The sequence below is a fragment of the Nonomuraea rubra genome (genome assembly GCF_014207985.1).
Classification (GTDB): Bacteria; Actinomycetota; Actinomycetes; order Streptosporangiales; family Streptosporangiaceae; genus Nonomuraea; species Nonomuraea rubra.
The window spans coordinates 3,875,866-3,894,838 of the sequence record NZ_JACHMI010000001.1 but is presented as its reverse complement, the minus strand read 5'-3'; the positions used below and the strand labels follow the sequence as shown (position 1 = coordinate 3,894,838).

Below are 18,973 nucleotides of genomic sequence, written 5' to 3'. Positions count from 1 at the left end.
GGCTCGATTTGTAAAGTGACCCACATGACGCATGAACGCGCGGGACAGCCCGCCCGGCCTTCCGACCTGGTCGACGTCGCCAGGCTGGTGACGTCCTACTACGCACTGCACCCCGACGCCGGCGAGGTGGCGCAGCGGGTGGCGTTCGGCACGTCGGGGCACCGGGGGTCGTCGCTGAGGTCGGCGTTCAACGAGGACCACATCGTGGCCACGAGCCAGGCCATCTGCGAGTACCGGCAGTCGCAGGGCACCGACGGGCCGCTGTTCCTGGGCATCGACACGCACGCGCTGTCGGAGCCCGCGCGGGTGTCGGCGCTGGAGGTGTTCGCGGCCAACGACGTGGCCGTGCTCATCGACTCGCGTGACGGCTACACCCCCACGCCCGCGGTCTCCCACGCCATCCTGCGGCACAACCGGGGCCGCAGGAGCGGGCTCGCCGACGGCGTCGTCGTCACGCCGTCGCACAACCCGCCGGGCGACGGCGGGTTCAAGTACAACCCGCCGCACGGCGGCCCCGCCGACACCGACGCCACCGGGTGGATCCAGGATCGTGCCAACCGGCTGCTGCACGAGGGGCTCAAGGGGGTGCGCCGGGTGCCGTACACGGCGGCGCTGGAGCGGGCCGGGCGTTACGACTTCCTCGGGACGTACGTGGACGACCTGCCGTCGGTCGTCGACCTCGACGCGATCCGGGGGGCCGGCGTGCGGATCGGGGCCGACCCGCTGGGCGGGGCCAGCGTGGCCTACTGGGGGGAGACCGCCGAGCGGCACCGGCTGGACCTGACCGTGGTCAACCCGCTGGTCGATCCGACGTGGCGGTTCATGACGCTCGACTGGGACGGCAAGATCCGGATGGACTGCTCGTCCCCTTACGCGATGGCCTCGCTCATCGCCAATCGCGACGAGTACGCCATCTCCACGGGCAACGACGCCGACGCCGACCGGCACGGCATCGTCACCCCCGACGGCGGGCTGATGAACCCCAACCACTACCTCGCCGTCGCCGTCTCCTACCTCTACACCCACCGCGACGGCTGGCCGTCCGACGCGGGCGTGGGCAAGACCATGGTCAGCAGCGGGATCATCGACCGGGTGGCCGAGTCGCTGGGCCGGCGGCTGTACGAGGTGCCGGTGGGCTTCAAGTGGTTCGTGCCGGGGCTGCTGGACGGGTCGCTCGGGTTCGGCGGCGAGGAGAGCGCGGGGGCGTCGTTCCTGCGGCGCGACGGCTCGGTGTGGTCCACCGACAAGGACGGCATCATCCTGGCGCTGCTGGCCTCGGAGATCCTGGCCGTCACCGGCGAGTCGCCGAGCGCCCGCTACGAGGAGCTGGTCGAGCGGTTCGGCGAGCCCGCGTACGCCCGGGTGGACGCGCCCGCCACCCGGGAGGAGAAGGCCGTGCTCGGCAAGCTCTCGGCCGAGCAGGTGACGGCCGGCACGCTCGCGGGCGAGCCGGTCACGTCGGTGCAGACCACCGCGCCCGGCAACGGCGCCAAGCTGGGCGGGGTGAAGGTCTCGACGCGGAGCGCCTGGTTCGCGGCCCGGCCGTCGGGGACCGAGGACGTGTACAAGATCTACGCCGAGTCCTTCAAGGGCCCCGACCACCTGGCCAAGGTGCAGGAGGAGGCCCGCTCGATGGTGTCGGCCGCCCTGGGGTGAGGCCACCGGGCGGGCCGCGTCAGTACTGCAGGTGCCGCCCGCCGTCGCCCACCAGCACCTCGCCCGTCACCAGGTCCGCCTCCAGCAGGGCGGTGACGAGCTGGGCGATGTGCTCCGGCTGCGCGGTGCGCCGCAGCGGCGCCTTCAGCTGCTCCTTCGCGGTCATCTCGGAGAACACCTGCTCCCCCACCCGGTCGATGTGCCAGCGGGTGGCCACGAGGCCGGGCGCGACCGCGTTCACCCGGACCTCGGGGCCCAGCGCCACCGCCAGGTCCCGGGTGAGCTGGAGCAGGGCGGCCTTGCTGACCCCGTACGCGATGGAGGAGCCGGTGGCCAGCAGGCCGGCGACGGAGGACACGTTCACGATCGCGCCGCGCGCCGCCCGCAGGGCGGGCGCGAAGGCGCGGGCGCAGTAGAAGGCGCCCATGAGGTTGACGCCCATGATCCGCTGCCACACCTCGTCGGTGAGGCCCTCCAGGTCGGGGAACGGCACCCACCTGGTCGTGCCCGCGTTGCACACCAGGGCGTCCACCCGGCCGTAGTCGGCGCGCACCCGCTCGGCCAGGCGCCGTACGGCGGCGTCGTCGGACACGTCGGCGGCCACCGCCTCCGCCTTGCAGCCGAGGCTCTCCAGCCGGGCGACCGTCTGCTGGGCCTCGGCCCCCGAGCGCGAGTAGTTGACGACCACGGCCGCCGCGCCCTTCCTGGCCAGGCCCTCCGCGACGGCGGCGCCGATGCCGGTGCCGCCGCCGGTGATCACCGCGACCGTGCCGTTCAGGTCCATATGTCTGTCTCCTTGCTCTCACGCGAGGCGTAGAACGCGGCGAACGAGATCACCGCCGTGCCGGCCAGGAACGCCGCCACCAGCCAGGGCGCGCCGCCCATCCGCGCCGCCAGCGCCGCCCCGATCAGCGGCGAGAACCCGGCCAGCGCCGCGCCCAGCTCCCGGGAGGCGGCGAACCCGGTGTAGCGGACCCGTGCCCCGAACAGCTCGGCGTAGAACACCGGCTGCACGGCCACCTGCGGCGCGAAGCCGAACGCGCCCATGAGCATCATGGCCAGCCAGACCAGCCAGGTGACGCCGGTGTCGACCAGGAGGAAGTACGGGAAGGCGAACACCGCCACGAAGACGACGCTGAACAGGTTGAGCGGCCGCCTGCCCACGCGGTCCGACAGGTGGCCGTAGACCGGTTGCAGCACGATGACGGTCAGCCCGAACAGGATCACGCCCAGCAGCGCCGTACGGCTGCTCAGGCCGAGCCTGCCGGTGGCGTACGCGACGCTGAACGTGGCCAGCGTGTACACCACGGCCGTGTCGCAGATGTGCGCGCCGACCCCGACCAGGAAGTTGCGGGGGTGGCGGGCCAGCGCGTCCCTGATCGGCAGCCGGACGATCTCCTTGCTCCGCGCCATCTCCTGGAACACCGGCGACTCGTCGACCCGCAGCCGCACGTACAGCGCCACCCCGATCAGCGCGAAGCTCACCAGGAACGGCACCCGCCAGCCCCAGGCCAGGAAGTCCTCCTCCGGCAGGAGCTGGACCAGCAGGAACGCCGAGGTGCCCAGCACCAGCCCGATCTGCACGCCGGTCTGCGCGTAGGAGGCGTAGTACCCGCGCCGGCCCGGCGGGGCGTGCTCGGCCAGCAGCGTCGCCGCGCCGCCGAACTCCGCGCCCGCTCCGAGCCCCTGGCAGACGCGCAGCAGCGTGAGCAGCACCGGCGCCAGGACCCCGATGGCGGGATACGTGGGCAGCAGGCCGATCAGCCCGGTCGACACCCCCATGATCACGGTGGTGATGATCAGGGTGGAGCGGCGGCCGATCCTGTCGCCGAGGTGGCCGAACAGCACGCCGCCGAACGGCCGCACCACGAACCCCACGCCGAACGTGGCGAACGCGACGATCGTGCCGGTGGCGGGGTCGGCTTCGGTGAAGAACAGGCGGTTGAAGACGAGGGCGGCGGCGGTGCCGTAGATGAAGAAGTCGTACCACTCCAGGGCTGTGCCGACGAGGGCGCCCAGGACGACACGGCGTAACGCGGGGCTGGGGGTTGGTGTGGCGGGCATCTGACCTCCTCGCGGAGTGTCGGCCGTGGCGGGCCGCGGGTTCTGGCGCCTGCGGTGGGCCGCTCACCGCAGGCCGCGGAGGTGCGCCTAGGGAACGCCGAGCCGCTCGGCGAGCGCGCGCAGCTCCGCCCACACCGGCGCCGGCACCGGGACGCCTTCCTCCAGCCGCCGCGCGCGCGTGCGGGCCTCGGGCTCCCCGGGGACGAGCACGCCGGGGCCGCCGGCGTGCAGGGTCTCGCAGAAGGACTCGACCTGGGCGACGTAGCTCTCCAGCGGGACGAACGCGGCGATGTCGACCGCGGTGATGACCGTGCCGAACGTGCCGTCGTACTCGGCGGAGCAGGCGGTGCCGGTGCCCGTGAGCAGGCCGCCGACCAGCTCGATGAGCACGCTCAGGCCGTAGCCCTTGTGGCCGCCGAACGGCAGCAGCGCCCCGCCCCGGTAGAAGTCGGCCGGGTCGGTGGACGGGCGGCCGTCCGCGTCGACCAGCACTCCCTCGGGGGCGGACCGGCCGCCGGCGAGCAGGAGGCCCAGCTTGCCCTCGGCCATGGCCGCGGTGGCCCAGTCCATGACCACCGCCTCCCCGCCCGCGCGGGGCACGGCCCAGGCCATGGGGTTGGTGCCGAGCATCCTGCGGTGCCCGCCGTACGGGGCCACGGTGGGGTCGGCGTTGCCGACGACCTGCGCGGCCAGGCCGCGCCTGGCCAGCGTCTCCGCGTACTCGCCGAGCCTGCCGACGTGGTTGCAGTCGCGGACGGCGACCACCCCGACGCCGTGCGCGGCCGCCAGCGCGGCCGCCTCCTCGGTGGCCAGGCCGGCGGCGGCCTGGCCGAAGCCGCGCCGCCCGGACACGACGGCGGTGGCGCCGCGGCGCGAGACCACCTCCGGGCGGGCGTCCGGCACGATCGCGCCGCTCTCGATCCGGTCGTGGTACCACGCGACCCGCCGTACGCCGTGCGAGCCGTGACCGGCGAGGTCGGCCTCCACCAGGGACGCGGCCACCACCGCGGCCGTGTCACCGGGCACGCCGGCGGCGGTGAGGACGTCGTGGGCGAGGTCTCGGAGACGGTCGGCGAGGACCTGGACGGATGCGTTCACGGTGACCTGACTCGCTTGGGCAGGGCTGCGTTCCGTGTGCGCGCTTATGCCCGATTACCGCACCACCCAAACGGATCCCGGGAAAGGGCTTACCAGGAATTGGCCGCGTCTCAGGTGAGCTCTCTGGCGGTGGCCGTGGCCATGCCGGTGCGGCCGAGGTCGGCCCTGCGGCCGGCGGCGACCCCGTCGCGGTAGCCGGTGCCGCTGGTCGTGGGCACGCTCATGCGGATGTCGGGGTAGTGGGCGGCCACCGCCCGCTCCACCTCGGCCCTGCGGTCGGCCAGGACGAGCGCGGCGCCCGTGCCGGCGGACTCCGCCTCCGCCTTGGACTCGGCCTCGCGCAGCAGCCGGTACACCTCGTCGGTGAACCCCAGCAGCCACGACCTGCGATAGGCCCGCACGGCCGTGACGTCACCCGGGAGCTCCACCCTGGCCAGCCCGGAGGCCATCTGCAGCAGCAGCGAGGTGGCCAGCAGGTCGGCCCGCTCCAGGTCGGCCGCGAACCCGAACACGTGCACCCGCTGCCCGCCGTCGCCCCGCCCGATCAGCAGCGGCCGGCACCGCAGCGCCTGCGCCACGAGGCTGACCAGCCGGGCCTTCTCCCTGGCCCAGGGGGCGGGCAGGGTGACGATCCGGTCGCCGGGGACCTGGCGGGTGCCGGCGGGCGGCAGGCTGTCGATGCCGTGCTTGGCCATCAGCGCCGAGGCGGCGGCCATGAACGTGGCCCGCTCGTGCTCGTTGTCGGTGCGCTCGGCCTTGGCCAGCAGCTTCCTGACACGTTCGAGCGTCCGCTCCCGCACCCGCTCCCCCACTCCGTCTCCACCCGCACACCACGACCGGCCCCCACACCCCGCCTGCGGGACGGCGCGCGGAGGCCCGCTGCGGGACAGCGCCTCTCCGGCAGAGGGCGCGCCGAGGAGCCAGCCTACGACTTGGTGGTCAGCACCCGCCCGTCGTCCGCGATGGCCGGGAAGGCGCCGGTGTCGACGATGCCGTGCTGCTGGTACAGCGCCTCGATGAGCGCGTGCGCCGCCGGCTCCAGCTTCCACAGCGCGCGATACTCGCGCGCCGTCGCCAGCGAGATGCCGATCTCCTGGGCGATGTCCACCGTACGCGGCACGATTCCCTTGGCGATCTGCCGGTCCCAGAACTCGCGGGCGGCCCGCATGAGCGCGGCCCGTTCGGCGGTGCTGACGACGTGCGGGGTGGTGTCGAAGACCGCGACGTCCTCGTCCTCGTCGTTGACCAGCTCGGCGAGCGCGGGCGGCAGGGCGGGCCTGGCCGGCACGGGGTGGTGGTCGGCCTCGGGCTCCCAGGGCACGCGGGGGTCGGCGTCGATGAGCGCGGAGGTGTTGTAGAGGGCGGCGATCTGGGCCAGCAGCGCCTCCTGACGGGACGGGTCCACGGCCAGGCCGGTGTGCTCGACGGCCTGGTCCATGGCCTTGTCGAGCTTGGCCAGCGCGGCGCGCATCTTGCGGTCGGGGGCGCCGGCCTCGCGCAGTGCCTTGGCCTTCTTGGCGGCCAGCGCGACCCTGGTCAGCCTGCGGTGGGCGTCGACCTCGCTGGCCGTACGGTCGCTGACCTCGGCCAGGCCGAGCCGGACCAGCAGCCGCTCGGGGGTGAGCCGCCAGTTGATGCGGCCGGTGCCGCGGATGCGGTGGCGTTCGATGGCCATGCCGCGCTCCCACAACCAGGCGGCCACGAGCGGGGCGGCCAGGCGGAAGACGGCCTCGGGCAGGCTGCGCGCGTCCATGCTGGACAGCACGGCGGTCAGGCAGGTCAGGGCCCACACGGCGATGCCGTCGATGCCGGCCGAGAAGTTCTCGCGCATGTTGCGGCGGGCGCGTACGGCGGAGGTGATGATCGCGACCTCGATGAACGCGAACAGCAGTAACCGCAGCGGCCCGTCGAGGCCCAGCACGTCTCCCGAGAAGCGCCACATGCCCTGCGCGGAGACGCCGGTGGCGATGGAGGCGGCCACGATGGTCAGCACGTCCTCGATGGGGCGCGGGGCGACGTACCTGGTGAACACCCAGGACACGACGCGCCAGGCGATCCTGAGCACCAGGACCGCGAGCACCAGGCCGACCAGGCTCAGCAGCGCGATGACGGCGGTGGCGAGCGGCTTCTCGGTGATGAAGGCTGTTATTTCCTCAAATGTCGGCATCAGTCACTATCCGTGATGGCTCAAACTCCGGCTCTATGCGACGAGATCATCGCAGAATGTCGCCATCTTGTACGCCAAACGCCGTCTACCGCCCCACTTTGCCCTGCTTTCACAGCAGTTCAGGGCACTTGACAGAGGCGTATCAGAGCGAGGCTTGGCTCCTCTGCGGTCACAGGGGGTCCGATTCCGGGAGGGGATTCCATGAAGATCTTCGGCCGTGAGCCCGCGCTCGTCCTGGGCCTGCTGAGCGCGGGGCTGCAACTGGTGACGGCGCTCTTCCTGCCGCTGACGACCGAGCAGGTCGCGGCGATCAACTCGATCGCGGCGGCGGGGCTGGGCGTGTGGACGGCGTTCGCGACGCGCAACCTGGACGGGGGGAAGAGCATCAAGGCGGCGGCGCTGGGCTTCACGCAGGCGGGCATCACGCTGGGGCTGGTGTTCGGGGTGTCGCTGACGGATCAGCAGACGGCCTCGATCATGGCGTTCGTCGCGCTGCTGGGCGCCGTGTTCGTACGCCAGCAGTCCACCCCGACCGCCACCAGCACAGCCGGCACCCCCAGCACCGTGAGCACCACCGGCACCGCGGCGGCGGCGGGCGAGGCCGTGCCTCCTTCCCCGTGACGGGCGGTTCGCCGCCGGGAGCCCTGCCGTCTTGGTGACAGCCTCGATCCTGGCTGGTCCGGGGCCATGGCCGGGCGCACAATGGGACGCGGAGGAGGGAATGTGAGCAAGCGATCGCGAAGACGCCGTGCTCTTTCCAGCGGCGCGCCCGCCTGGCCCCCGGGCTACGGCCCCGGCGAACCGCACTGGACCGAGCGTGACCATCCCCCGTTCGAGGATCCGCCCGGAGGCAAGGGCGGCGTGCGGGAGCCGCGCAAGCCCAAGCCTTCACCGCCCGCCCTCTCGGCCGAGGCCGAGCCGCCGGTGCCGCCCGTACGTGCCCGCGACCGTACGCTGCCGCCACCGGAAGAGGTGACCAGGGCGTTGGCCGGGACGTGACCGGCCCCGCGCGCGCAAGGGCGCCGAGGGTGAGATGTAAATTCGTCCTTTCGGAGGGCTCCATTCACCTTTCCGGATGGGACCATCTATGCAGGGATTTATCCCAACATGGTGCGATGTATCCCACCCAGGACGGATATCGATGTCAGAGACAGAAGAGTTCCCGCTCGTCCAGTTCATGCGCGAGGGGTTCGACCCCGTGGGCGAGCTGGCACGCATCAGGGACGAACACCCGGTCTTCCCCATGCAGATCCCGGGCGACCAGACCGTGTACCTGGTCACCCGCTGGGAGGACGTCCGCGCGGTGCTCGGCGACCACGAGCGCTTCAGCAACGACTTCGCGGGCGTGATCGGGCTCGGCTCCAACCAGGAGGACCCGGGCGGTCTCGGCTTCCGTGACCCGCCCGAGCACACGCGCCTGCGCAAGTACCTCACGCCCGAGTTCACCATGCGCCGCCTGCGCAGGCTGGAGCCCCGGATCGAGGCCATGGTCGAGGAGTACCTCGACCGCATCGAGGCCAGGGCGGCGGACGGCGGGACGCCGGTCGACCTGGTGGAGGAGTTCTGCCTGCCGATCCCGTCGCTGGTCGTGTGCGAGCTGCTCGGGGTCCCGTACGACGAGCGCGCCGACTTCGTGAAGCTCAGCAAGGACCGCTTCGACTTCACCGCCGGGCCCGAGGCGTCGCTGCAGGCGATCAACGACGCGATGGCGTACCTGACGGACCTGGTGGCCAGGGAGCGGCAGAACCCGGGCGACGGGCTGCTCGGCCAGCTCCTGCGCGAGCACGGCGACGAGCTCGACGACCGTACCCTCGCCAGCATGGCCGACGGCCTGCTGACCGGCGGGCACGACACCAGCACCAGCATGCTCGCGCTCGGCACCCTGTGGCTGCTGCGCAACCCCGAGCAGGCCGCCAAGGTGCGCGAGGTGGACGGCTACGTCGTGGACGTGGTCGAGGAGCTGCTGCGGTACATGACGGTCGTGCAGGTCGCCTTCCCGCGCTTCGCCCGCGAGGACCTGGAGCTGCACGGCGTACCGATCAAGAAGGGCGAGATGGTGCTGTGCTCGCTCACCGGCGCCAACCGCGACTCCCGGCTCGGCGGCGACATGGACGAGGTACGGCCCGGCAGGGAGACGGCCGGCTCGCACCTGGCGTTCGGCCACGGCATCCACCGCTGCATCGGCGCGCCGCTGGCGCAGATGGAGATGCGCATCGCGTTCCCCGCGCTGCTGCGCCGCTTCCCCGGCCTGCACGTCGCCGGCGAGGTGCCGTTCAGGGAACTCGCCATCGTCTACGGCGTGAAAGAGCTACCCGTCGCCTGGTAGAGCGGTTACGTTCGCTGTGTGAACGAGCCTGTCATCGACCTGACCGCGATCAGCGCCGTCGTGTTCGACACCGACGGCGTGGTCACTGACACCGCTCGGGGGCACGCGGCCGCCTGGAAACACGTCTTCGACGCGTTCCTGCGCGGCCGCTCGGCGCCGTTCGACATCCGCGGCGACTACCTGCGGCACGTGGACGGCCGCCCGCGCCTCGACGGCATCCGTACGTTCCTGGCCGCGCGCGGCATCAGCGTGCCCGAGGGCTCTCCCGACGACGCGCCCGGCGATCCCACCGTGCACGGGCTCGGCCTGGCCAAGGACCGCGTGTTCATGGAGCAGGTGGACAAGTACGGCGTGGCCGCCTTCCCCGCCACGGTGGCGCTGCTGCACGAGCTGCGGCACCGCGGAGCCCGTACCGCCGCCGTCTCCGCCAGCCTGCACGGGCGCAGGCTCGTCGGCTCGGCGGGGGTGATGCACCTGTTCGACCTGATGGTGGACGGCAACGACGCCGCGCTGCTGAACCTGCCCGGCACGCCCGACCCGGCGCTCTTCCTGGAGGCGGCGCGGCGGCTGGACCTGCCCGCGGCCAAGGTCGCGGTGGTGGTGTCCGCGCTGCCCGGGATCGAGGCGGGCCGCAAGGGCGGGTTCGGCATGGTGGTCGTGGTGGACGCCGAGGGCGAGGGCGCTCATGCGGCTGTGCCCGATCTGGGCGCGCTCGAGGTGCGTGGGAGGGTTCTACCCTTGACGTCGTGACCGTTCTCATCGATCCGCCCCACTGGCCCGGGCCGCGCGGCCTGATGTGGTCGCATCTCGTCAGTGACAGCTCGCTGGAGGAGCTGCACGCGTTCGCGGTGCGGCTGGGGGTGCCTGAGCGGGCGTTCGATCGGGATCATTACGACGTTCCGGAGAGTGTGCACGAGCGGGCGGTGGCTCTGGGTGCGGAGGCGGTCAGCTCGCGTGAACTGCTGCGGCGGCTGATCGCGGCGGGGCTCCGCCGCCGCAAGCGCCGCCTGCCCGGTTAGCCCGCGCCCCGTCCGGCGCGGTCAGGCGTCCGGCGCGGTCAGGCCGCTTCCAGTGCCTCCAGTTCCGCCGTCATGTTGGCCCGGGCGCGTTCCTCCCACAGGGCGCGGGCATGGGGGGTGCGGTAGAGGGCGGGGGTGGCGAGCAGGCGGCGCAGCACCGCCGCACGGCCCTGCGCGAACAGCGCGTCGGGGACGTGGGCGTACTCCTGGCGGATCGCGCGGGTGTAGTCGTCGTAGCCGGGGCCGGCGAGGACGGCCAGGTCGGCGTCGCACAGGACGGCGCCGTTGCGGTCGCCGGGCTGGAGCGTGTCGTGGGCGGCGGTGAGGCGGACCAGCCTGGCCACCTCCGCCACCCGGCCTGCCGGGACGCCGCAGCGCGGAAGGCGTGACTGGGCGAGCTGGGCGCTGCGCTCCTCGTCCCAGCCCGCGCGGCCGTCGTAGACCGCGTCGTGGAACCAGGCCGCGAGCCGCACGGCGTCGAGGTCGGCGGCCTCGGCGGCGAGGTCGCCGATGGCGGTCAGGACGGCGGCGAGGTGGGCCAGGGTGTGGTAGCGGCGGTGCGGCTCCGCCCAGCGGGCCACCAGCTCGGCCCCGAGCGCCGGCGCGGCAGGCGACCCGCCCACCAGCCCGGCCCACCCCCGCACCAGCTCATCTCTTGAGCCGGCGCCGGCCGCACCACCGTTCGCATCCCCCGCGCCCAACGCCGCCGCGCCACCATGCACGGGCGCCGCACCCGCCGCGGTGGCATGCTGGGGCGCCGGGTCGGTCGGGGTGGGGGTGCCGGGGGTGGGTGGGCGATCGTCGATCACGATCCCACCGTACGCGGGCCGCACGATGTTAAGGTCCTCGGCATCGGGTCGAATGCGGACAAGGAGCCACGGCGCCTGCCCCGGTGGCGGGAGCTGCGGAGGGTCGTGCCCGGGCGGCCGCGGTGGTCGCGGGCGGCCAGGGTGGCGGCGGCGGCCGACGTGGCCGATCTGCGGCTGCTGGCCAGGAGGCGTACCCCGCGCATGGTGTTCGACTACGTGGACGGCGCGGCCGAGGGTGAGCGGTCGATGGCCAGGGCGGTGGAGGCGTTCGACCGGGTGGAGTTCGCGCCGCACGTGCTGCGGGACGTCGCCGAGGCGCCCACGTCCGTCGAGATCCTGGGGCGGCGGGTCGCGATGCCGGTGGTGCTGGCGCCGACCGGGTTCACGCGGATGATGCACCGCGAGGGCGAGCGGGCGGTGGCCCGGGCCGCCGAAAGGGCGGCCGTCCCGTACACGCTGTCCACGATGGGCACCACGACGGCCGGCGACGTGGCCGCCGCCGCGCCCGGCGGGTGGAACTGGTTCCAGCTCTACGTGGTGCGTGACCGCGGCCGCAACCTGGAGAGGCTGGAGCTGGCCTCGGACGCGGGCATGGACGTGCTGGTCGTGACGGTGGACGTGCCGGTGGCCGGGGCGCGGCTGCGGGACGTGCGGCACGGGCTGACGATCCCGCCGTCCCTGCGCTGGCGCGGGGTGCTGGAGGCGGCGCGGCATCCGGCGTGGTGGTTCGACTTCCTGACCGGCGAGCCGCTGACGTTCGCCACCGTGGAGGGGGCGCCGGACGACATGGCGGGGCTGACGAACCTGATGTTCGACCCGTCGGTGACGGTCGCGGACCTGGAGTGGATCAGGTCGGCGTGGCGGGGGAAGCTGCTGGTCAAGGGCGTGCAGCGGGTGGACGACGCGAAGGAGCTGGCCGCCGTGGGGGTGGACGGGCTGGTGGTGTCCAACCACGGCGGGCGGCAGCTCGACCGCTCCGCCACCCCGCTGGAGCTGCTGCCCGAGGTGGTGGAGGCGGTCGGGGACCGTACGGAGGTGTTCCTCGACGGGGGTGTGCGCAGCGGGGCCGACGTCGCCGCCGCGGTCGCGCTGGGCGCCAGGGCGTGCTTCGTCGGCCGCGCCTACCTCTACGGGCTGATGGCCGGGGGCGAGCGGGGCGTGACGCGGGTGCTGGACCTGCTCCACGCCGAGCTCGTCCGTACGCTGCAGCTGCTGGGGGTGGGCGGCGTGGAGCGGCTCACCCGGGACGTCGTGCGGCTCAGGGGAAGTTGACGATCTTCACGGGGATGGTGGCCGTGCCCTGGGCCGGGGCTCCGGTGTTGTTGATGACGTGGTTGATCGTGCCGTTGCCGCCGAGCGAGACGGTGAGCAGGGAGTGGAAGCGCACGTTCGGGTTGACGGGCGCCTCGAAGCCGCGTTCGGCCACGATGCTCGGGTCGACGTTGAAGTAGCAGTACGCCCCCACTCCCCACGCCTCGTGCGAGGTGACCGAGTCGGCGACCTTGTAGGCGGCGTAGCCGCGGGTGGAGCCGTTCATCCAGGCACTCTGGCTGGGCGGGTCGTACGGCATCTCGTTCTGGAAGAAGATGGTGCGCCCGCGCTGCCCGTTCCAGATGACCTGGTACTTCTGGTAGTGCTCGACGAACAGCCCGTACGCGGTGACGTCGTCGCCGTTGACGATCAGGCCGGTGTCGGCGGTGTTGACCGTCCACCCGATGCCGGCGCCGTGGTCGCCGCGCCAGGCCCAGATGTGGTCGATGAGCGTGTGGTCGCTGTTGACGACGAGGCTGGTCGTGGCCTTGCCGGCGTGGGCGCCGCCGATGCGGAAGAAGACGTCCTGGATGGAGATGGGGTTGGTCGCGTGCGAGGCCGACGAGCCGGGCGGGCCGACCTCCATGAGGATGGGCGAGTTGACGCTGCCCGCGTCGAAGAGCAGTCCGGCCACCCTGACGCCGTCCACGTCGGCGACGCGCATCGGCACGACGCCGTTGTCGGGGATGATCGTGGCGTAGCCGAGGCCGAGCACGACCGTGTTCGGCCTGGTGACGTTGATGGTCTGGCCGACGTGGTAGATGCCGGGGGTGAAGAGCAGGTTCAGGCCGGAGGCGAGTGCGGCGTTGATGGTGGCGGCGGTGTCGGACGGCCTGGCCACGTAGAACTGCGTGAGCGGGATCGAGGAGCCGGTGCCGGGCCAGCTCGCGCCCCGCGTGTTCTGCCGCAGCGACGGCACGAACACCTGGTACGCGCCGGCCGAGTCCACGTACAGGTAGGGCTTCTCCCTGGTCACGGGGCTGTTGGCGAGCGTCGTGTACGGCGGCTCGGGGAACGACTGCGCGGGCGCGCCCGCGACGCCGGAGAACACCATGTTCCACACGCCGTTGAGCCAGCCGCCGATGGTGCTGTCGCGGGTGAACCACTGCTGCTGCGAGTACGGTTGCACGGTCCCGTCGATCCGGCTGTCGGCGATGTAGCCGCCGCTGGCCCAGCCGTACCCGGTGGGGGCGAGGTTGAGGTTGCCCCTGACGTGCATGCGGCGGAACGGCGCGGCCTGCGAGACCGCCCACTGGTTGGTGCCGCCGGTCGGGGTGATGGACAGGTTCTCGGCCGAGCGCCAGAAGTTCTGCGTGGCGTTGCCGCCGAACCAGCCGGCGTCCACCCTGACCTGGCCGTTGATGGTGACGTCGTCGGGGTTGCGGCCGAGGCCCATGATCGAGGTGTAGAAGCCGATGTTGGCGTTGACGTTGTAGCTGCCGGGCTTGAACAGCAGGGCGTGCCGTTGCAGGCCGAACTGGTTGGACTCCATCTGGGTGAAGATCGAGTCGAGCGTGGACTGGATGCTCGCCGACGGCATCGAGGGGTCGAAGACGTGCACGTTGGGGCCGAGGTCGCCGCCGCCCGGCGGGGTCGTGGTGGTGGTGGTGCGGACGGTCAGCTCCCACAGCGAGTAGCCCCAGCCGGTCGCCCTGGCCGTGCCGTGCACGCGCAGGTAGCGGCCGGTGCCGGCGACGTCCATGGTCTGGGTGCCGCCCGTGCCGGTGGTGGTGGAGTGGAGGTCGGTCCAGGTGGAGGCGTCGCCGGAGACCTGGACGCGGAACGCCGTGGCGTAGGCGGTCTCCCACTGGAGCACCACCTGGCAGATCTCCTGGGACGAGCCCAGGTCCACCTGGAGCCACTGGGGGTCGCTGAAGGTGCTGGACCACCGGGTGCCCGCGTTGCCGTCCACGGCGGCGGAGGCGGGGGTGCCGGCGTTCTCGGTGGAGGAGGCGGTGGCGGGGCGGTTGAGCGCGGCGTTGGCCGTGCCGCACGCCAGGGCCTGCGCCGGGGCCGTGACCAGGCAGGACAGGAGTAAGGCCGCCAGCGCGGCGAGGATCAGGGCAGGACTTCTGCGGGGGTGCACTGCGGGACTCCTCACATACGGGGGGTGGTGAAGAGAGCGCTCTATCGAGCAGAGCGTGCCTGCGGCCCGGACTTATGTCAATGCTTGATTTAACTTCTACGCAATAGTGGAGACGGACGACGGATACGCGGCGTCCCCGAAGAACGGCTCGATGACCAGCGTGGCCGCGCCCAGCGCCACCGCGTCGGGCCCGAGCCGCCCGAGCACCACCGACTCCGGCTGGAACGGCTGGGCCTGCGTGTTCGCCGCGGTGGCCGCCCGGATCCCGTCCAGCAGCCGCCCGCCCAGCATCAGCCCCGCCCAGCCCCCGATCACGATGCGCTCGGGGTTGAACAGGTGCACCAGCGACGACAGCCCCGCCCCCAGCAGCTCCACGGTCTCCCCGATCACCGGCGAGCCCTCCTCCAGCAGCCTCGCCAGCGCCGCCTCCTCATCGGCGGAGTCCGCCTCGACGCCGGCGCGCTCCAGCATGGCCTCGGCCCCCAGGTACGCCTCCAGGCAGCCGCGCGCCCCGCACCGGCACGCCCGCCCGCCCGCGACCACCTTCAGGTGCCCGACCTCGCCCGCGGCCATGCCCGCCCCGCGGTAGATGCGCCCGCCGGTCACGATCGTGCCGCCGACGCCGGAGCCCACGAGCATGATGATCGCGTCGCGGGTTCCCCTGCCCGACCCGAACCAGAGCTCGGCCTGCCCCATGGTCTTGGCCCCGTTGTCCAGGACCAGCGGCAGCGCGGTGCCGGCCCGCAGCAGCGCGCCGAGCGGCACCGCCTCCCAGCCGAACGTCTTGGCCCGCACCAGCCCGTCGGGGCCCGGCTCGACGATGCCGGGCACGCCGACGCCCACGCCGAGCACCTGCCCCGGCGGCACCTCGCCCTCGGCGATGACCGCGTCCACGCCGGTCAGGATGTGGCGGGCGACCAGCTCGGGGTCGTGCTTGGCCGAGCGGACCGCGTAGTGCGCCCTGGCCCGCACGTTCATCTCCAGGTCGAACAGCTCGACCTTGACCTGGGTCTCCCCCACGTCCACGCCGACGGCGTAGCCGTAGGCGGGGTTGACCTTGAGCAGCACGCGGGGCCTGCCGCCGTCGGAGTCGACCTGCCCGGCCTCGACGATGACGTTGTCGGCCAGCAGGTCGCCGGTCATCGTGCTGACCGTGGCGGCGCTGAGGCCGGTCTCGGCGGACAGCTCGTTGCGGCTGGCGGGGCCGCCGAAGTAGAGCGCGCGCAGCAGCATCGCCCGGTTCCCCCGGCGAAGGTCCCGTACGGTCTTGCGCCCTGACGTGCCCATTCTCGTCCCCGTCCCTATCAGAAGTCCGCCGCCATGTTAGTTCACGGCCCGAAGTACACGCGTAGCCGGTGTTACCAAAGCGTTTCCTGACTTTCTTCGGAGCTTAGATTATGGTCTGGCCATCCCCCCGATGAGGAGATGGCAATGAGCCGAGGACTTGTGCGAGGCGCCGTCGTGGCGGCTCTCGTGTGCGGGCTGGCCGCCTGCGGCAGTGGCGGCGGCGGCCAGAGCGACGGCAAGGAGCTGACGTTCTGGATGTACCAGGACCGGACCCCGCAGGCGGGCCAGGTCATGGAGCAGGTACGCAAGGACTTCGAGAAGGCCAACCCCGGTGTCACGGTCAAGCTCGTCAAGATCCCCAAGGACGACTACAACACCAAGCTGGGCAGCGCCGTGGCCAGCAAGAGCGCCCCCGACGCGGGCATACTCGACCAGCCGCTGGTCTCCAAGTACGCCCTCGACGGCACGATCAAGGAGGTGCCCGCCGGGCTCATCACCGAGGCCGACTACTACAAGGGCGCGCTCGACACCAACCGAGCCAACGGCAAGCTCTACGGCCTGCCCCAGGACCAGACCACGGTCGCCCTCTTCTACAACAGGAAGCTGGTGCCCACCCCGCCGAAGACCTGGGACGAGCTGAAGCAGGTCGCCGCCCAGGTGCACGCCGCCGACGCGAACGTGGCGGGCATGAACGTGCCCAAGGGCGACGGCTACGGCGCCTGGATGTTCCCCGGGATCGTGCACGGCGCGGGCGGCGAGATGGTGGACGACGCCGGCAAGAAGGTGCTGTTCGACCAGCCGCCGGCCGTGGAGGCGCTGCAGCTCTGGGTGGACCTGCAGAAGTCGTCGCCGCGCAAGATCACCGACTCGGACAAGCCGTTCGAGAACGGCCTGGCGGCCATGACGATCTCCGGCCCGTGGGACGTGCCGACGATCAAGGAGCAGTTCCCCGACCTGGACTTCGGCGTGGCGCCGCTGCCGTACAAGAGCGAGCCGGCGGGCAACATCGGCGGCGAGGACTCCGTGGTCTTCTCCACCAGCAAGAACCCGGACCTGGCCTGGAAGTGGCTGGCGTTCCTGGCCAACGCGCAGAACAACGGCGCGGTCGCGGACGCGTTCGGCGGGTTCCCCGTGCACCTGAAGGCGCAGGTGCCGGCGGGCGGGCCCGAGCAGGCGGCCTTCCTGGAGCAGCTCAAGGTCGCGCACGCGCGCCCGGCGGTGCCGCAGTGGATCCAGGTCAACGACGAGATCATCGCCCCGGCCATCGAGTCGGCGCTGACCGGCAAGGCCACGGCGCAGCAGGCGCTGACCGACGCGGCGAGCAAGACCCGCTCCCTGCTCGGCTGGAACGGCTGACGTGGCCGCTCCCGTACTCGAACGGGTGACGACGGGACCCGGGAGGCGCGCCAGACGCCGCCCGGGCGCCCGGCGCCGCGACCACCTGATCGGCTGGCTGCTGATCGCCCCCGCGCTCGCCTACTTCCTGATCTTCCTGCTGTACCCGGCCCTGTCCGCGCTCTACTACAGCTTCACCGACTGGAACCTGCGTACCGAGGCGAGCTGGGTCGGCCTGGCCAACTACGCCGACCTGCTGTTCGACGACGTCAAGTACCCGCACTTCTGGAAGTCGGTGAGCGTCACCCTGCAGTACACGCTCATCGCCGTGCCGCTGACCCTGGTCGCCGCGCTGGCGCAGGCGCTGCTGCTGAACGCGATCAGGCGCGGCGCGAACCTGTTCAGGCTGCTGCTGTTCCTGCCGGTCGTCACGGCGGAGGCGGCGGTGGGCGCGATCTGGCGCTGGCTCTACGACCCGCAGTACGGCCTGATCAACACGCTGCTCGGCCTGGTCGGCATCCCCGGGCAGAACTGGCTCAACACCCCCGAGCTGGTCATCCCGGCGCTGGCCTTCATCGCGGCCTGGCAGTGCGGCATCTCGATGATCATCTACCTGGCGGGGCTCAAGGGCATCCCCGGCTCGATCCAGGAGGCGGCGATCATCGACGGGGCCGGGCCGTGGCAGCGGTTCTGGCGGGTGACGTTCCCGATGTTGCGGCCGACCACGTTCTACCTGCTCGTGACGGGCGTCATCGCGGCGCTGCAGGTGTTCGGCCTGGTGTACGTGATCTTCTCGGGGAACGGCCGCAGCGTCACCGGCGGGCCCGAGCAGTCGGGGCTGACGTACGTGCTGCACCTGTACCTGTTCGCCTTCCGCTACGACGCGATGGGCGCGGCCTGCGCGATGTCGTTCATCCTGCTGGTCTTCATCATGATCGTCACGGCGCTGCAGTTCCGGTTCGTCAAGCAGGAGGCCGCGTGAGAAGAGCCTCGATCTACGTCGCGCTGGTGCTGCTGGCCGCCGTGTCGGTGGTGCCGTTCCTGTGGATGGTGGCCACCTCGTTCAAGCACGGGCCGGACATCTACACCAAGACGCCCAGCCTGCTGCCGCTGGACAAGAAGACCGGCGAGTGGGCGGCCACGCTCGACAACTACGCCTACGTGCTCGACGTCGGCGGGCTCGGGAACGCCTTCGTCAACAGCGTCTGGGTGTGCGCGATCCTGGTGCCGGCCAAGCTGCTCATCGACGCGCTGGCCGCGTACGCGTTCGCGCGGATCCCGTTCCCCGGCCGCGACAAGCTGTTCATGATCATGCTGGCCGGCATGATGGTGCCCGCGATCACGCTGCTGGTGCCGCGCATCCACGTCACCCAGTCGCTGGGCATGTTCGACTCCGGGTGGGGGCTGATCGTGCCGAACATCGCCTCCGTGCTCGACATCTTCCTGCTGCGGCAGTTCTTCCTGTCGCTGCCCGGCGAGCTGGAGGAGGCCGCGCTGATCGACGGCGCCGGCCGGATGCAGATCTTCTGGCGGATCGTGCTGCCGCTGTCGAAGCCCGTGCTGGCGGTCGTGACCATCACCAGCTTCCTGTTCCACTGGAACGACCTGGTGTGGCCGCTGCTGGTCACCAACGACCCCGAGCTCTACACGCTGCCGCTGGCCCTGCAGCAGCTCGTCGCCAGCCCTGACGGCGGGCGCGCGTACTACATCATGGCGGGCGCCACGCTCGCCGTCCTGCCCGTGATCGCGGTGCTGCTGGTCTTCCAGCGCCGCATCCTCCAGGGCATCGCCTTCACCGGTCTCAAAGGTTAGGAG

At 72.0% G+C, this 18,973-nt stretch carries 18 protein-coding genes; 10 read left to right on the top strand and 8 right to left on the bottom strand.

The genetic code is table 11. The annotated features are described in order from the left end of the window. The first annotated feature begins 24 nt into the window (after window positions 1–24). Window positions 25–1,656: a phosphoglucomutase (alpha-D-glucose-1,6-bisphosphate-dependent) gene (pgm, locus tag HD593_RS17810; RefSeq protein WP_185103216.1), complete on the top strand. Its 1,632-nt coding sequence runs from the start codon at window positions 25–27 to the stop codon at window positions 1,654–1,656. 19 nt (window positions 1,657–1,675) lie between these two features. Here the strand turns inward: pgm and HD593_RS17805 are convergent, their stop codons facing one another. From HD593_RS17805 to HD593_RS17785, 5 genes are all read right to left on the bottom strand, one after another. Next, window positions 1,676–2,440, bottom strand: a complete 765-nt coding sequence (locus HD593_RS17805; RefSeq protein ID WP_185103215.1) for an SDR family NAD(P)-dependent oxidoreductase — start codon at window positions 2,438–2,440, stop codon at window positions 1,676–1,678. Then, a complete protein-coding gene (locus HD593_RS17800) occupies window positions 2,431–3,720 on the bottom strand; it encodes an MFS transporter (RefSeq protein ID WP_185103214.1) in 1,290 nt (429 codons plus the stop codon). Before HD593_RS17800 ends, HD593_RS17805 begins: the two co-directional genes overlap by 10 nt. Before the next feature lie 87 nt (window positions 3,721–3,807). Next, on the bottom strand, window positions 3,808–4,818 hold the full coding sequence (locus tag HD593_RS17795; RefSeq protein WP_185103213.1) for an Ldh family oxidoreductase: 1,011 nt from the start codon (window positions 4,816–4,818) through the stop codon (window positions 3,808–3,810). Between the two features lie 110 nt (window positions 4,819–4,928). Continuing rightward, window positions 4,929–5,630, bottom strand: a complete 702-nt coding sequence (locus HD593_RS17790; RefSeq protein ID WP_221524811.1) for a DUF2786 domain-containing protein — start codon at window positions 5,628–5,630, stop codon at window positions 4,929–4,931. Window positions 5,631–5,743: 113 nt separating this feature from the next. After that, entirely contained in the window at window positions 5,744–6,985 is a 1,242-nt protein-coding gene (locus tag HD593_RS17785; protein ID WP_185103212.1) for a hypothetical protein, read from the bottom strand. Window positions 6,986–7,186: 201 nt separating this feature from the next. Between HD593_RS17785 and HD593_RS17780 the strand changes: the two genes are divergently transcribed. From HD593_RS17780 to HD593_RS17760, 5 genes are all read left to right on the top strand, one after another. After that, window positions 7,187–7,606, top strand: coding sequence for a hypothetical protein (locus HD593_RS17780; RefSeq protein ID WP_185103211.1), 420 nt, complete (start codon window positions 7,187–7,189; stop codon window positions 7,604–7,606). A gap of 102 nt (window positions 7,607–7,708) precedes the next feature. Next, a complete protein-coding gene (locus HD593_RS17775; protein WP_185103210.1) occupies window positions 7,709–7,984 on the top strand; it encodes a hypothetical protein in 276 nt (91 codons plus the stop codon). A 142-nt stretch (window positions 7,985–8,126) separates the two neighbouring features. Further along, the gene (locus HD593_RS17770) at window positions 8,127–9,311 is read left to right on the top strand and encodes a cytochrome P450 (RefSeq protein ID WP_185103209.1); all 1,185 of its coding nucleotides are present in this window, start codon (window positions 8,127–8,129) and stop codon (window positions 9,309–9,311) included. A gap of 18 nt (window positions 9,312–9,329) precedes the next feature. After that, on the top strand, window positions 9,330–10,061 hold the full coding sequence (locus tag HD593_RS17765; RefSeq protein ID WP_185103208.1) for an HAD family hydrolase: 732 nt from the start codon (window positions 9,330–9,332) through the stop codon (window positions 10,059–10,061). Continuing rightward, the gene (locus HD593_RS17760; protein ID WP_185103207.1) at window positions 10,058–10,330 is read left to right on the top strand and encodes a DUF4031 domain-containing protein; all 273 of its coding nucleotides are present in this window, start codon (window positions 10,058–10,060) and stop codon (window positions 10,328–10,330) included. The genes HD593_RS17765 and HD593_RS17760 overlap by 4 nt, the downstream gene beginning before the upstream one ends. A gap of 38 nt (window positions 10,331–10,368) precedes the next feature. Here HD593_RS17760 and HD593_RS17755 read toward each other — a convergent pair whose 3' ends face one another. After that, the gene (locus HD593_RS17755) at window positions 10,369–10,977 is read right to left on the bottom strand and encodes an HD domain-containing protein (protein ID WP_185111929.1); all 609 of its coding nucleotides are present in this window, start codon (window positions 10,975–10,977) and stop codon (window positions 10,369–10,371) included. A 267-nt stretch (window positions 10,978–11,244) separates the two neighbouring features. Between HD593_RS17755 and HD593_RS17750 the strand changes: the two genes are divergently transcribed. Then, window positions 11,245–12,411 (top strand): alpha-hydroxy acid oxidase, encoded by a 1,167-nt coding sequence (locus tag HD593_RS17750; protein WP_312903525.1) that lies wholly within the window; start codon window positions 11,245–11,247, stop codon window positions 12,409–12,411. On the opposite strand, the gene HD593_RS17745 is transcribed toward HD593_RS17750, so the two are convergent. After that, entirely contained in the window at window positions 12,398–14,536 is a 2,139-nt protein-coding gene (locus HD593_RS17745) for a discoidin domain-containing protein (RefSeq protein ID WP_312903524.1), read from the bottom strand. The two genes, HD593_RS17750 and HD593_RS17745, sit on opposite strands and share 14 nt — an antisense overlap. A gap of 96 nt (window positions 14,537–14,632) precedes the next feature. Continuing rightward, window positions 14,633–15,823 carry an ROK family transcriptional regulator gene (locus HD593_RS17740; protein WP_185103204.1) on the bottom strand — a complete coding sequence of 397 codons (1,191 nt, stop codon included), beginning with the start codon at window positions 15,821–15,823 and terminating at the stop codon, window positions 14,633–14,635. A 144-nt stretch (window positions 15,824–15,967) separates the two neighbouring features. Here HD593_RS17740 and HD593_RS17735 point away from each other — a divergent pair, with 144 nt between their 5' ends. The 3 genes from HD593_RS17735 to HD593_RS63435 are packed head-to-tail and all read left to right on the top strand — an operon-like array spanning window position 15,968 to window position 18,970. Further along, on the top strand, window positions 15,968–17,179 hold the full coding sequence (locus HD593_RS17735; protein WP_185103203.1) for an ABC transporter substrate-binding protein: 1,212 nt from the start codon (window positions 15,968–15,970) through the stop codon (window positions 17,177–17,179). A gap of 1 nt (window position 17,180) precedes the next feature. Further along, on the top strand, window positions 17,181–18,140 hold the full coding sequence (locus HD593_RS17730; protein WP_185103202.1) for a carbohydrate ABC transporter permease: 960 nt from the start codon (window positions 17,181–17,183) through the stop codon (window positions 18,138–18,140). After that, window positions 18,137–18,970 carry a carbohydrate ABC transporter permease gene (locus tag HD593_RS63435; RefSeq protein ID WP_185103201.1) on the top strand — a complete coding sequence of 278 codons (834 nt, stop codon included), beginning with the start codon at window positions 18,137–18,139 and terminating at the stop codon, window positions 18,968–18,970. Before HD593_RS17730 ends, HD593_RS63435 begins: the two co-directional genes overlap by 4 nt. The last annotated feature ends 3 nt before the right edge of the window (window positions 18,971–18,973 follow it).